Annotated in this window: 14 protein-coding genes; 8 read left to right on the forward strand and 6 right to left on the reverse strand. The window is 43.2% G+C overall.

Annotated features, from left to right (window positions below):
* Window positions 1-41: 41 nt before the first annotated feature.
* The 4 genes from E0H82_RS13840 (at window position 42) to gluQRS (ending at window position 3,144) form a co-directional block, all read left to right on the forward strand.
* On the forward strand, window positions 42-662 hold the full coding sequence (locus tag E0H82_RS13840; protein ID WP_131265335.1) for an NUDIX domain-containing protein: 621 nt from the start codon (window positions 42-44) through the stop codon (window positions 660-662).
* A 10-nt stretch (window positions 663-672) separates the two neighbouring features.
* A complete protein-coding gene (cpdA, locus tag E0H82_RS13845; protein ID WP_131265336.1) occupies window positions 673-1,482 on the forward strand; it encodes a 3',5'-cyclic-AMP phosphodiesterase in 810 nt (269 codons plus the stop codon).
* Between the two features lie 211 nt (window positions 1,483-1,693).
* Window positions 1,694-2,221: an RNA polymerase-binding protein DksA gene (gene dksA, locus E0H82_RS13850; protein ID WP_131265337.1), complete on the forward strand. Its 528-nt coding sequence runs from the start codon at window positions 1,694-1,696 to the stop codon at window positions 2,219-2,221.
* 2 nt (window positions 2,222-2,223) lie between these two features.
* Window positions 2,224-3,144: a tRNA glutamyl-Q(34) synthetase GluQRS gene (gene gluQRS / locus E0H82_RS13855; protein ID WP_171458299.1), complete on the forward strand. Its 921-nt coding sequence runs from the start codon at window positions 2,224-2,226 to the stop codon at window positions 3,142-3,144.
* Between the two features lie 92 nt (window positions 3,145-3,236).
* Here gluQRS and ftsW read toward each other — a convergent pair whose 3' ends face one another.
* The 5 genes from ftsW to E0H82_RS13880 all read right to left on the reverse strand — a co-directional run bounded on the left by ftsW (window position 3,237) and on the right by E0H82_RS13880 (window position 8,354).
* Window positions 3,237-4,433 carry a putative lipid II flippase FtsW gene (ftsW, locus tag E0H82_RS13860; protein ID WP_131265339.1) on the reverse strand — a complete coding sequence of 399 codons (1,197 nt, stop codon included), beginning with the start codon at window positions 4,431-4,433 and terminating at the stop codon, window positions 3,237-3,239.
* Window positions 4,434-4,456: 23 nt separating this feature from the next.
* On the reverse strand, window positions 4,457-5,803 hold the full coding sequence (gene murD, locus E0H82_RS13865; protein WP_131265340.1) for a UDP-N-acetylmuramoyl-L-alanine--D-glutamate ligase: 1,347 nt from the start codon (window positions 5,801-5,803) through the stop codon (window positions 4,457-4,459).
* Window positions 5,804-5,962: 159 nt separating this feature from the next.
* Entirely contained in the window at window positions 5,963-6,217 is a 255-nt protein-coding gene (locus E0H82_RS13870) for a DUF6587 family protein (protein WP_131265341.1), read from the reverse strand.
* A gap of 20 nt (window positions 6,218-6,237) precedes the next feature.
* Window positions 6,238-8,094, reverse strand: a complete 1,857-nt coding sequence (gene feoB / locus E0H82_RS13875) for a ferrous iron transporter B (protein WP_131265342.1) — start codon at window positions 8,092-8,094, stop codon at window positions 6,238-6,240.
* Window positions 8,091-8,354, reverse strand: coding sequence for a FeoA family protein (locus E0H82_RS13880; RefSeq protein WP_131265343.1), 264 nt, complete (start codon window positions 8,352-8,354; stop codon window positions 8,091-8,093). Before E0H82_RS13880 ends, feoB begins: the two co-directional genes overlap by 4 nt.
* 171 nt (window positions 8,355-8,525) lie before the next feature.
* On the opposite strand from E0H82_RS13880, the gene xerD reads away from it, so the two are divergent.
* The 4 genes from xerD (at window position 8,526) to thrC (ending at window position 13,005) form a co-directional block, all read left to right on the forward strand.
* Window positions 8,526-9,443, forward strand: coding sequence for a site-specific tyrosine recombinase XerD (gene xerD, locus E0H82_RS13885; RefSeq protein ID WP_131265344.1), 918 nt, complete (start codon window positions 8,526-8,528; stop codon window positions 9,441-9,443).
* Window positions 9,444-9,555: 112 nt separating this feature from the next.
* Window positions 9,556-10,371 (forward strand): DsbC family protein, encoded by an 816-nt coding sequence (locus tag E0H82_RS13890; protein WP_131265345.1) that lies wholly within the window; start codon window positions 9,556-9,558, stop codon window positions 10,369-10,371.
* A gap of 124 nt (window positions 10,372-10,495) precedes the next feature.
* Window positions 10,496-11,800, forward strand: coding sequence for a homoserine dehydrogenase (locus E0H82_RS13895; RefSeq protein WP_131265346.1), 1,305 nt, complete (start codon window positions 10,496-10,498; stop codon window positions 11,798-11,800).
* A 65-nt stretch (window positions 11,801-11,865) separates the two neighbouring features.
* On the forward strand, window positions 11,866-13,005 hold the full coding sequence (gene thrC, locus E0H82_RS13900) for a threonine synthase (RefSeq protein WP_131265347.1): 1,140 nt from the start codon (window positions 11,866-11,868) through the stop codon (window positions 13,003-13,005).
* A gap of 62 nt (window positions 13,006-13,067) precedes the next feature.
* Here thrC and E0H82_RS13905 read toward each other — a convergent pair whose 3' ends face one another.
* Complete coding sequence (locus E0H82_RS13905) at window positions 13,068-13,850, reverse strand: hypothetical protein (protein ID WP_131265348.1); 783 nt, start codon at window positions 13,848-13,850, stop codon at window positions 13,068-13,070.
* Window positions 13,851-13,866 lie beyond the last annotated feature (16 nt).

The following is a 13,866-nucleotide window of genomic DNA, read 5'->3' on the forward strand; positions in this document are numbered from 1 at the left end:
CCGTTAGGATGAAATAGTCATTTTCATCCTGACCGAGCTTTATGAATATTATTAAACGAGCAACGTATAATAGCGACGAAGTAGACATTCTTTCTCGAGAATATTTATTTCGCGGCTTTATTCAGGTTGAAAAAGTCAGTCTTAAACATCGTTTATTTCAACAAAGCCAATACACCTCTGTTATTCATCGGGAATTAATTCAACGTCCTGAAGCGGCAGGGGTTTTAATTTATAATGATCATCAACAAAAATTCGCTCTAATTGAACAGTTTCGTATTGGTGCAATGGATGACCAAGATTCGCCATGGCAACTTGAAATTATTGCCGGTGTACTCGACGGCGATGAATCGCCTGAAAGCTGTATACGACGTGAAAGCCTTGAAGAATCTGGCTGTGAGTTACAACAGTTACAGCATCTATTCAGCTTTTATCCTTCTGCTGGAGCATGTGCCGAACTTTTTCATCTCTATAGCGCAGAAGCAGAACTTCCTGAGCAAGGCGGAATATTTGGCGTTCCGGATGAAGGTGAAAATATTCAATTACATATTCTTGATTATGCCGACATACGTAGCCTATTGACTAACGGTCGACTCAGAAATGCGCCTGTCATTATTGCATTGCAATGGTTAGAACAACATATTAAAACTATAAGGAATGTCTAAGGGGACGGACATGACTTTGAAACAACCGCATGATCAACAGCAAGACTGGACCATCATACAAATTTCAGATACACATTTAATGAATCAGGATGATTTAGAATTTGTGCATATGAATCCTGAACTAAGTTTTCATCGCGTGATGGCTCAAATTCAACATGAATATCCACACGCAGATGCGCTGATTCATACGGGTGATTTGGCGCAGATTCCTGTGCCTGAAACCTATCAACGCTACCTCGATTTTATGCAAACCACGGGGTTCCAACACTATCAAGTACCCGGCAACCATGATAATGAGGAATTCTTTCCATTTCATGACCAGAAAAACAAAGTACATGCCATTCCTATGGGAAATTGGTGTTTGGTGCTGCTCAATAGTGCCGTCAAAGGAAAAATTGATGGCTGGATTGATACGGAACAACTGAAACAACTGGATCACATTCTCAGTCTCCATGCCAAGCAATATATTTTAATTGCCTGCCATCATCATCCCTTTGAAATGCAGTCCCGTTGGATTGATCAGCATATTCTAAAAAATACCGAACATCTGACAGATGTCTTGGCGAAACACTCGAATGTCAAATTGGTATTATGTGGTCATGTACATCAAGCTTCGGAAAATCAATGGCATGGCATCCACTTTTTATCCACCCCTTCTACCTGTGTACAATTTAAACCTCATAGTGATGATTTTGCGCTCGATGATGAAGCCCCTGGCTATCGCGTCGTACAATTAAAAGCCAATGGCGAGTTTACAACTCAAGTTCATCGTACGCAGCCCATACAGAAAAAAATAAATATTGAAATTACAGGCTACTAACTTTTCATTTCATTTTATTTCCATTATGTTATGGCTGCTAAATAAAAGGTGATAGCTTAAATCGAAACATCAAAGACTATCCAGAATTGAAAAAAGTCTATATGATGACGACCCCTGTGGAACAATCTCCGCATGGGCGGTAGATAAAAACACTTGCATATCACCATATTTTTTGCGTATAGATGTACGTATATGATGAGGAATGCCCTATATGGCGAATGACAACCAAACCCAAGTCTTGGATGAACATACAGATGTTGTAGATGACAAATCTACCAAGCGCGTACGTAAAGCAAAGCCGAAGGCAACTGAAGGTGGTTCTACTGCAAGCTTATTTGGTATTGAACCTTATCAGCCAAAAAAGAATGAAGAATACATGTCTGAAGGACAGCTTGAGCACTTCCGCCTGATTTTATTGGCATGGAAAAAAGAGCTTATGTCTGAAGTTGATCGTACCCTCAACACCATGCAAGATGAAAATACAGCATTGCCTGACGTCAATGACCGTGCAACGCAAGAAGAAGAATTTGCAATTGAATTAAGAACACGTGACCGTGAGCGCAAATTGATTCGTAAAATTGAACAATCGATTGAAGCAATCAAGAATGATGATTACGGTTTCTGTGAAACATGTGGTATCGAAATTGGTTTACGCCGTTTAGAAGCACGCCCAACCGCGACACTTTGTATCGATTGCAAAACTTTGGCTGAAATCAAAGAGAAGCAAAACAACGGTTAACTATGTTATTCAATAATCCTCCCCTAACCCCTTCCTTACAACAGAAGGGGGACAACAGGATGGCTTATGTGGGTCGGTTTGCGCCATCGCCAACCGGCCCTTTACATTTTGGCTCACTACTCACAGCCGTTGCGAGTTATTGCGATGCCAAGGCACAACAAGGACAATGGTACGTTCGTATCGAAGATACCGACATTCCTCGTATTTATCCTGGCAGTGAACAACATATTCTCGAATGCCTAGATGCCTTTCAGCTTTATCCTGATGCTGAAATTATTTTCCAGAAAGATCGCCTAGACCTTTATGAAGCGGTGATTGATCAGTTACACCTTGCGGGTCAAGTCTATGCCTGTGCCTGCACCCGAAAAATGCTCGGTTCTAATCACATCTATGCGGGTACCTGCCGTGATTTAGCGCTACCCTTTGAACAGCAAGCCATTCGCGTTAAAGTCGCAGATCAATCCATCTGCTTTCAAGACCGCCTACAAGGTCAACATTGTTCCAATCTAAAAGAAGATTTGGGTGATTTTGTGTTGAAACGTCGTGATGGCATCATCAATTACCAATTAGCAGTCGTGGTTGATGATTATTTGCAAGGTATCACTCATGTCGTTCGCGGCGCAGATTTACTGGATAATACCGAACGGCAAATTTGGCTCGCACAATTGCTAGGTTATCCGACATTAAGCTATATGCATCTGCCTCTTGCAATGAATGCTCAAGGGCAAAAACTCTCGAAACAAAACCTTGCACAAGCCTTAGACCCTACGCAAGCCCCTAAATTATTACAGCAAGCACTGCTTGCGTTACACCAGCCAGCAGTAGATTTAGACCAACCTGAAATCATGCTGCAACAAGCCGTATTACAGTGGAATACCAACCTGATTCCGCACAGCATCGAATTGGAAAGGCATTACCTCTAATTCGAGAGAAATAAAAAACCTCTCATCCGATTAGACGAGAGGTTTGTAAATTAAAATATATGCTGCTTCATTGGGGGACACACCCAATAGGCTTAGAAGCTTGATTCTTCTTTACTTGGGTTGATGTCTTGTGTGGTTGCATCAATTTTCAAAATCAAACTGATCATGACTGCACACATAATTAAAGACGAACCACCATAACTAATAAAAGGCAAAGTTAAACCCTTGGTTGGTAGCATGCCCATATTCATGCCTGCGTTGACCAAGATTTGCAGCAAGAAGATAATACTGATGCCATAGGCCAAATAACCTGCACGTAGATATTGATTCCGTAACGCGCGATGACCAATTTTAATACAGCACACCAACATACCAAACGACAGCAGCAACACCACAGTAATGCCTAAAAAGCCGAATTCCTCTCCCAGTACTGCCAACATAAAGTCGGTATGGGCTTCGGGTAAATACGACATTTTTTGAATACTATGACCTAAGCCAACGCCTGCCCATTCGCCACGACCAAAGGCCATCAACGCATTAGAAAGCTGATAACCTGCACCTAAAGGATCGTTCCAAGGGTTAGAGAACGACATCAGACGTTCAAAACGATAGGGTTCAAATACAATGAGAAAGAAGAAGGCGGTTAGAATCGCGCCAAGGGCGATACCAAACTGAATGACAGGTGCACCTGCTAAAAAGAACACCCCTAACATCATCAGCACGATGACCACTGTTGCCCCCAAATCGGGTTCCGCAATAATCAAACCAACCGTTAAAATCATAATTGCCGCAAGTCGCACCAAACCTTTAACAGTGTTCCGGACTTCTGCCGCACGGCGCACCACATAGTCTGCCGTGAAGATGGCCATCATGACTTTAGCAACTTCTGTAGCTTGTAAAGTAAAGCCTGCAATACGAATCCAACGTGTCGAACCATTCACCTCCGTCCCGATCACCAGTACAGCAGCGAGCAATACGATGGTGATCAGCCACAGAGGAAAGGTATTGTTGAACCATATATTCAAGGAAACCCGATAAGCCAAAAATGCAGCGATACCTGCCACCACAATTGAAATGGCATGCCGTACAACATAATGGAAAGGATTCTCCAGCATTCGATCAGCATAAGGCATGGAAGCCGAAGCCACCATGATGGAACCTAAACACAGCAAAGCAATCACACAAAAAATCAGAACATTTCGTGCCGTAAATTCGGCAGGAATTCGCGGGCTGATACGTTGATAGACTTGCTGAGCTTTATTGATCGTTGTCTGAGCTAAACTCGCCATACAACTCTCTCCTTATCATTCTTTTAAGTTAGAGCATTCACACAATCGACAAACTGATGACCACGATCACCATAACTTTTGAACATATCAAAACTTGCACATGCAGGAGACAATAACACTACATCGTGTGCCTGCGTATGTGCTTGGCACAGTTCTACCGCTTGTTTGAGTGTTGCAGCATGCAAAATTGTTGTCGTTCCTGCAATCGCCTGCTCAATCAGATTGGCATCTTCCCCAATCAGCACTGCCAGTTTAGCGTATTTTGCCAGTGAATCTTTCAACGCCGTAAAGTCTTGTCCTTTACCTTGTCCACCCAAAATAATTGCCACCTTACCTTGCTGAGCTTCAATCGCTGCGCCTAAACCATCAATAGCCGCCAAAGTTGCGCCAATATTGGTGCCTTTCGAATCATTATAGTAACGGACTTGGTTCACTTCTTTCACAAACTCACAGCGATGTTCCAAACCTTTAAAATGCTTCAAAGTATTCAGCATCGACTCGAGTGGTAAGCCAATCGCTTCGCCCAAGGCTAAACATGCAAGTGCATTGGCAACATTGTGCGTGCCTTGAATATACATGTCCGAACTTTTCAATAAACGCTCACGACCACGTGCCAACCATATCGTACCGTCCGCATCTTTTAGAATGCCATATTGATTCAGGTCTGGTGCATTTAAGCCAAAACTCTGTAATGGCGTTACATCGGGGACCAAAGGACGCGTCAATGAATCATCACGGTTGTACACCACTTTTTTCACGCCTTGGAAAATACGATGTTTGGCTTGATGATAGCCCCACATATCGCCATGACGGTCTAAATGGTCTTCACTCATATTCAGGACTACAGCCACCGCTGCATTTAAATTCGATGTGGTTTCGAGCTGAAAACTAGACAATTCTAGAATATACAGTTCAGGATCATCCTTGGTTAAATCCAATGCTGGACGTCCTAAATTCCCCCCAACTGCGACTTTCTTGCCTGCTTCTTGCGCCATTAAACCCATTAAAGTCGTGACTGTACTTTTCGCATTCGAGCCAGTGATTGCCACAATCGGTTTATCGGTGCTACGACGTAACACCTGAATTTCACTCACCACTGGAATGTGCTGGGCAAAGGCCGCTTGAAGTTCTGGAAGCTTAAGATCCAACCCTGGGCTCACAATAATTTCTTCGGCTTGTAATAAGAGTTCTTGATCCAATTGACCAAAACTGGTTTGCACCTCAGCAGGAATCTGGTCATGTCCCGGAGGGGTTGCTCGTGAATCTGTTACTGCAACGCGGTAGCCCTTCTCATGTAAGAAATTTACTGCTGCAACACCTGAAATTCCCAGTCCTGCAACGACTTTTAATCCACCACGCTGTATTAACATTTTTGCCCCATGTTTTGGTTGATTGGTAAAACTGACAAAATGTTAGCACTTTGCTGTTTTGAATGCTTTTTCTGTTTTGACTTTCTCTCTGTTTTTTTGTGTCAGCGCGTAAAAAAGCCGTCAAATTTGACGGCTTTTTTGTGATTAGGGGAAATTTGCTTATTTCCACTTCACCGCTTGAATCTCAGCATTTTTATTCACACTCGGTGCATCGTCTTGGCTACAGCCACAACCACCACCACAGCCTGCAACAGGCGTAGGCTTCAGCCATTTAGATACCGTGTTCCAACCCTGTTTTTCAGTAAATCCAGCCAATGCGCCAAAGGTTTTATTGGACGTTTTCGGAAACACTTTCTTAAACACCACCACGGTACTCCACAGTACCAAGGCAGCAACAATCAGAATTTCAACCATATTCAGAGTCTCCTTGCAGATTAACCGAAATAGTGCGACGCAATTTGATAAGTCAGGAATGACATCAAATACGCTAAGCCAAACAAATACGCGGTCATAAAGCTCACAGTTTTCCATGAACCTGTTTCACGACGTACAGTCGCCAAAGTCGCTAAACAATGTGGTGCATAAATAAACCAAACCAGTAAAGACAAACCAGTTGCTAAAGACCAACCTAAATCACTGTTGCCACTAATGATTGCCGCCAATCCTTGCGACATTGCATCATCATTCACCGCAGATAAGGCATAGACCGTACCCAATGCTGCAACCACAACCTCTCGCGCTGCCATGGCAGGAATTAACGCAATACAAATCTGCCAGTTAAAACCTAAGGGTGCAAAAATCGGTTGCATGACATGCCCCAACATTCCTGCGAAGGAATAATCGATATCCGGCATGGTCGCGCCCACTGGCGGTTGAGGAAACGTACACAGGAACCACAACAAGATTGAAAGCGCAAAAATAATCCCACCCACGCGTTTCATAAAGATTTTGGTACGATCCAACAAACCAATTCCAACACTTTTTAAGTCAGGAAAACGGTAACTCGGTAGTTCCATCAGCAAAGCATGTTGCGATTTATCTTTTTGGAAAAATTTCAATACAAATGAAACGATCAATGCACTGACAATGCCCGCCATATACAAAGCAAACAGCACCAAACCTTGTAAATTAAAAATTCCCCACACGGTCTGCGCAGGAATAAAAGCTGCAATTAACAAGGCGTATACAGGCAAACGTGCTGAACAGGTCATCAGAGGTGCCACAAAAATAGTGGTCAAACGATCCCGTGGGTCACTGATACTACGGGTTGCCATAATTCCGGGTACCGCACAAGCAAAACTAGACAGCAAGGGAATAAATGCACGTCCACTCAAACCTGCTTTAAACATCAGTTTATCTAGCAAGAACGCTGCACGAGGTAAATAGCCCGATTCTTCCAAAACCAAAATAAAGAAGAACAGAATAATAATCTGGGGTAAAAACACCACCACACCGCCAGCACCCGCAATAATCCCGTCAACCACTAAGCTATGCAATAAAGGCTGCGAAATGGATGCGCCAATCACTTCACCCAGCCAGCCAAATAAACTTTCAATCCCATCCATAAATGGGGCTGCCCAAGCAAAAACCGCTTGGAAAACCACAAACATCATCACAGCCAACGTCACCAAGCCGAATACGGGATGTAAAAAAATTCGATCAAGGAAATCGGAGCGTTTATCTTCTTGGTCTGCATACTGAACAACATCATGCAAAATCGTCGCGATTTTTTGGTGATGCGAACCTTTTAAGCCACTCAGTTCCGTATGGGGCACTGCATATTTGGCTTGATCTAAAGCATTCAACAAGTTTTCAATGCCTGCATTACGCACCGCAACTGTTTCAGCAACAGGAATGCCTAAACGTTCAGACAGTTTCTGGGTATTGATTTGCATCCCACGACGGCGTGCTTCATCCATCATGTTCAGAACCAACAGAATTGGACGGCCCAATTCAATCATTTCCAGAACTAAACCTAAATGCAGTTTTAAGTTGGTGGCATCCACCACACATAAAAATGCATCCTGATGTCCTTCTGCTACAATTTTACCTTGTACCACATCACGGGTGATAGCTTCGTCTGGGCTGGTTGCATCTAAACTATAAGTTCCTGGCAAGTCCAAGACCCGAACAGCCTTTCCTGAAGGCAGGGAAAACTGCCCCATTTTACGCTCGACCGTTACCCCAGCATAGTTAGCAACTTTCTGGCGGGTTCCTGTTAAATGGTTAAATAAAGAGGTTTTACCGCAGTTAGGATTCCCGACAAGGGCAATACGCAACGCATCACTCATGCAGGTGCTCCTTCCATCTCAATTTCAATTTTTTCTGCTTCAGCTTTTCTTAGTGCGAAACGGGTAAATCCGACCTGAATTAAAATCGGATCGCCACCAAAAATACCTTTTGTCACCACCTGAACGGAAGTACCAGGCACAAAACCTAAAGTTTCCAAACGACTGGCTATTAGGTCAGTCTGAGCTGCATTACCATCCACATGACGTTTGACGTTACGAATAATGGCTGTTTGCTTGACTTTCAAATCAGATAAAAGCACCGCACTAAACCCTAAAATATTTTCTGTAGTATACAAGCAAATGAGAATAATTACCAAATAAGGTTAGATTCCTATTCGCATTCACTTTATACCACAAGGTCCACCCAGAAAAATGTTGTAAAATTAGTTAAGATGGACAATCTAAATCGGTTTCCTGAATTCGAAGCAGTAATGTTAAATAAAAAACCTAGAATACCTACACCTGTCCAAATTCCAGAAAAACTCAGCTTTCTTCAGGGTTTCCGTGACTATTTAATTGCACAAACCGTCAGCCCTCACACGCGGAATGCCTATCTTTCTGATCTGATTCAATGTAGCGAATGCCACAGCAAAGCCCTGATCGACTGGCAAAGTGATGATATTGCAGATGTACTTCTCAACTTAACTCAGCAAGGCAAAAGCCCACGATCTATTGCACGTAGTCTTTCTGCCTTACGTTCATTTTATAAATTTTTAAGAGAACAAAAGCTTCGCAGTGACAATCCTGTGGCCAGTCATCGCACCCCTAAAATTGGACGTGCTTTGCCTAAAGACCTTTCAGAACAAGACGTTGAGGCTCTCATTCTTGCACCAGATACCCATACCGCATTGGGTTTACGCGACCGTGCTATGTTTGAAGTCTTATATGCCTGTGGTCTGCGTGTATCAGAATTGTTAAATTTACGCTTAGAACTGATCAATTTGAAACAAGGTTATTTACGTATTGTGGGTAAAGGCAATAAAGAACGTTTAGTGCCCTTAGGACAAGTGGCTTGTCAATGGATTGAAACCTATTTGGCACAAGCCAGACCCAGCCTCTATAAATCTGCAACCGACTATGTTTTTCTGACCCAACAAGGCGGGATTATGAGTCGGCAAAACTTCTGGTATGCGATTAAGCGCTACGCGCTACAGGCAGGCATTCAAGCCGAACTTTCACCACATACCATGCGTCACGCTTTTGCGACGCATTTACTCAACCATGGCGCGGACTTACGTGTGGTGCAAGTGTTATTGGGGCATAGTGATTTATCTACCACGCAAATTTATACCCATGTGGCACAAGTCCGTATGCAGCAACTACATGCCGAGTTCCATCCAAGAGCCTAAAAAGCCATAAAGCTAGATCTGCTTCACAGAGTCCACACCAAGAAATACCACGCTACAAAGTTTTTTTGCTATGCTAGCCTCCTGTTTTTATACCTAAAAGAAAGGGTTTTATATGTCATTTACCCGCACAAAATTATTTATTGCATGTACCTTGGCAGGCAGTTTAGCCCTCACGGCATGTTCCAATTCAAATAATGATGACAAAAAGCAAAATACGCTCACGGCGAGTGCCCCTGCCACTGGAGAAGCATCGAATCTCTCTGAACGCAATGCACAACAGCGCCTGATTAAAACTTTAGAGCAACATTTTAAAACTGCGGGTATTAATGCCAAAATTGTAGATGTAAAAACAACCGAAGTCCCGAATCTGTATTGGATTAACTTAGAAGGCATGAGTTCAGTCTATGCCACTAGCGATGGTAAATTCTTAATTCAGGGCGATGTCATTCGCTTAGGTGATAAAAAGCTACATAATGTCAGTGAGAACTTACAAGCCGCAGCCAATAAAAAGCATTTAGCCAGCTTAAAAACAGAAGACCTGTTGGTGTATCCAGCGCAAGGTAAAACCAAGCATGTCGTTTATGTATTTACCGATGCAAGCTGTCCGTATTGCCACAAATTACATGAGCATATTCCTGAGATTACCGCTAAGGGCATTGAAGTTCGTTATATTGCTTGGCCACGTGGCGAGCAGTTTATGCCAGCAATGGAAAGTGTGTGGTGTAGTGCCGATCGCCAAGCTGCGTTTAATCAAGCCGTAGCAGGAGCTCAATTGCCACCTGCCACCTGTAAAAACCCTGTCCGCGATCAATATCAACTGGGGCTAAACATGGGCGTGAATGGCACACCTGCGATCTACAATACCGAAGGTGTTTATTTAGGTGGATACCTCAGCCCTGAAGAATTAGAGCAACGCTTAAATAACTAATTTTTATTTGTTATTTTACTATTAGTTATAGGTGGAGATTATCTTCGCTCCACCCTAGAGTCTGAGCGTTTTTTTAGCTATGATCTAGACTCGCGTAAAATTGAAGAAATAAATGGAGTGTGACGTGAAACCAGTTCGTCTGGCAATCCTCGGTCTTGGTACTGTGGGTGGTGGTGCCCTTAAACTACTAGAAGAAAACGCTGCGGAGATTAAACGTCGCACCGGTCGAGGAATTGAAATTACCCACGTAGGTACTCGTCGTCCGCGTCCAGACCTTGATCTTCCAGCCTCTGTAAAACAAAGTGCAGACCTGATGGACATCGTACGTCAACCCGATGTCGATGTTGTGGTAGAGGTAATGGGTGGTATTCACCCTGCCTATGATGTGATTATGGAAGCCATCAAGCATGGCAAACAAGTCGTCACTGCCAACAAGGCTTTACTGGCTGAACATGGCAATGAATTGTTTAAAGCGGCAGAAGACAATGCCGTACAAATCGCCTATGAAGCTGCGGTTGCAGGAGGCATTCCCATCATTAAAGTGATGCGCGAAGGCCTAGCTGCCAATAAAATTGATTGGTTAGCAGGTATCATTAACGGCACAGGCAATTTCATCTTAACTGAAATGCGCGATAAAGGTCGTGCCTTCGAAGACGTGCTACAAGAAGCACAAGAATTAGGCTATGCCGAAGCTGACCCAACCTTTGACGTTGAAGGGATTGATGCTGCACATAAACTGACAATTTTAGCCTCTTGTGCATTTGGTATTCCATTACAGTTTGACAAAGTCTATACCGAAGGCATCAGCAAAATTACAGCACAAGATGTGAAGTATGCTGAAGAACTGGGTTTCCGAATCAAGCATTTGGGTATTGCACGTCGTGCAGAAAAAGGCATTGAACTACGTGTTCATCCAACGCTTATTCCCGCTGAAGAACTCCTTGCCAATGTCAATGGGGTAAAAAATGCCGTCTTGGTACAAGCACATGCTGTCGGCCCAACCTTGTATTACGGTGCAGGTGCCGGCGCTGGTCCTACAGCTTCTGCGGTCGTTGCCGATGTGATCGATATCGTACGTGATATTTCTTATACCGAAGATGGTGCAGGTACAATTCCTCAATTGGCTTTTGAAGCTTTAGCAGACTTACCAATTCTGCCACGTGAAGAAATGACCACAGGTTACTACATCCGTATTAATGCAGAAGATCAAACTGGTGTGCTCGCTGACGTCACCACGATTTTAAGCCGTGCAGGTATCAGTATTGATGCCATCATGCAGCAATCACGCCTAAAAGACCTGATTCCGATCGTGATTTTGACTGATCCAGTCAAAGAATCGAAAATGGATGAGGCTCTTGCTCAAATTCAAGCCTTACCCGTCATTCATGGCGAAATCGTGCGAATTCGTTTAGAATCGCTTGATAATTAATCGGGTTGAGGGAAAGACCCTTGTTTTCTCCCTCACCAAGCTCTACCCATAATTGGAACATCATCATGTCGAATGCCAATCGTTATACTGGTTTAGTTGACCGTTATCGTGACCGTTTACCAGTGTCTGCTACTACTCGTGGAATCTCTTTGGGCGAAGGTAATACTCCGCTCATTAAGTTGGAGAATATTCCACGTATTATTGGTAAAGATGTTGAAATTTATGTGAAGTACGAAGGCTTGAACCCGACAGGCTCATTCAAAGACCGCGGCATGACTATGGCTGTGACCAAAGCGGTTGAAGACGGTTCAAAAGCAATTATCTGTGCATCTACAGGCAATACTTCTGCTGCGGCTGCTGCATATGCAGCACGTGCTGGCATCAAAGCCTTTGTGTTAATTCCTGAAGGCAAAATTGCCATGGGTAAAATGGCTCAAGCGATGATGTATGGTGCGATTACCATGCAAATTCGTGGTAACTTTGACGATGGTATGCGTCTTGTAAAAGAAGTTGCTGATCAAGCGCCTGTAACGATTGTTAACTCAATCAACCCGTATCGTTTACAAGGCCAAAAAACCATTGCTTACGAAATCGTTGAAGCTTTGGGTCGTGCGCCAGACTATCACTGCTTACCTGTAGGTAACGCGGGCAACATTACTGCACACTGGATGGGTTATACCGAAGCTGTAGCAAACCAGCCTGTAGATCAGTTTGAACAAGTCATTTACGATGCTGCGACAGATCAATTCACAGGTCCTAAACCAGAAGGCTTACCGATCATGGTCGGCTATCAAGCTGATGGCGCTGCACCTTTCTTACGTGGTGCACCGGTGGAACATCCAGAAACGGTTGCAACAGCCATTCGTATTGGTAACCCACAAAGCTGGAACCATGCCAAAGCGGTAGTACGTGACTCTAAAGGTTGGTTTGATGAACTTGCCGATGCTGAAATTTTAGAAGCACAACGTTTACTTTCTATGTATGAAGGTGTCTTTGTAGAGCCAGCTTCTGCTGCCTCTATCGGTGGTGCAATCCGTGATATTAAAGCAGGTAAAATTACTGAAGGTTCTGTGATTGTGTGTACTGTAACAGGCAATGGCTTAAAAGATCCAGACACTGCCATCAAGCAATGTGCTGATGCCGTAATGTTGTCTATTGATGCAACCATGTCTCAAGTAAAAGACTCTATCCTTTCAAATATGTAAGTTTCCACTTGCATTTAAAAAACCAGTTGCTTGCAACTGGTTTTTTTATTTCATGTCAAAGATTATTCCTCATCATATTCATAATCTTCATCATAACTATGCATTTTTGCGAGTTCTTTCTCCAGACGCTGAATTTCTGCTAACTCAATTTGCTTAATCTCAAATAAAGGCTGTTTGAGTAACGCATTCACTGCGTATAAAGCCTCATTTTGCCACAGGCCAATGTTTAAAATTTGTTTATCTTCATCATAACTTAAGCCGTACTCGGCCTGAATGAGCGCTTTTAATAAAATAGGCTGTTCCGATAAAGACTCCAATGAACCTGCTAATTCAATATCTGAATAATCGTAATCCGCAAAGATAGATTCAATTTTGCCTTTGAGTAATTCTGGACTTTCAGCATAAATTAGCCCTGCAAAAAACTCGTCATGCTCTTCAAGCCATTGCTGCTTCTGGGTCGACCACAAACCATAGAACTTAACTTCATGTTCAAAGCTAACCAGTTGAAATTTTTGCATTTCAGCCATTTGTACAAAGCTATAAGTATCCGCATCACTTAGACTACTTGGCAGCACATCCCGCGAAACTTCGCCATCTTGGTAAATATGCTCGCCACAACGTGAAAAAACAAATTCATCTAATTGTTTCAACTTGGCTTCATCTGCATCAAATAGAGATTCTACCTCGTACAAGGCAAAATCTCGTGCGCCCTCAACTTCAAGCTTCTGATAGACCGCTTCAGCTTCAGCCTGATCTTGAAAAACATTGCTAATGCGATTGCCTGTGACGTAAAAAACTTCATCGTTATAGCCGAAGTATTTTGCACGAATAACGTAGGTGGTCATATTCATCTCCTGATTT

The organism is Acinetobacter sp. ANC 4910, assembly GCF_004331035.1.
Classification (GTDB): domain Bacteria; phylum Pseudomonadota; class Gammaproteobacteria; order Pseudomonadales; family Moraxellaceae; genus Acinetobacter.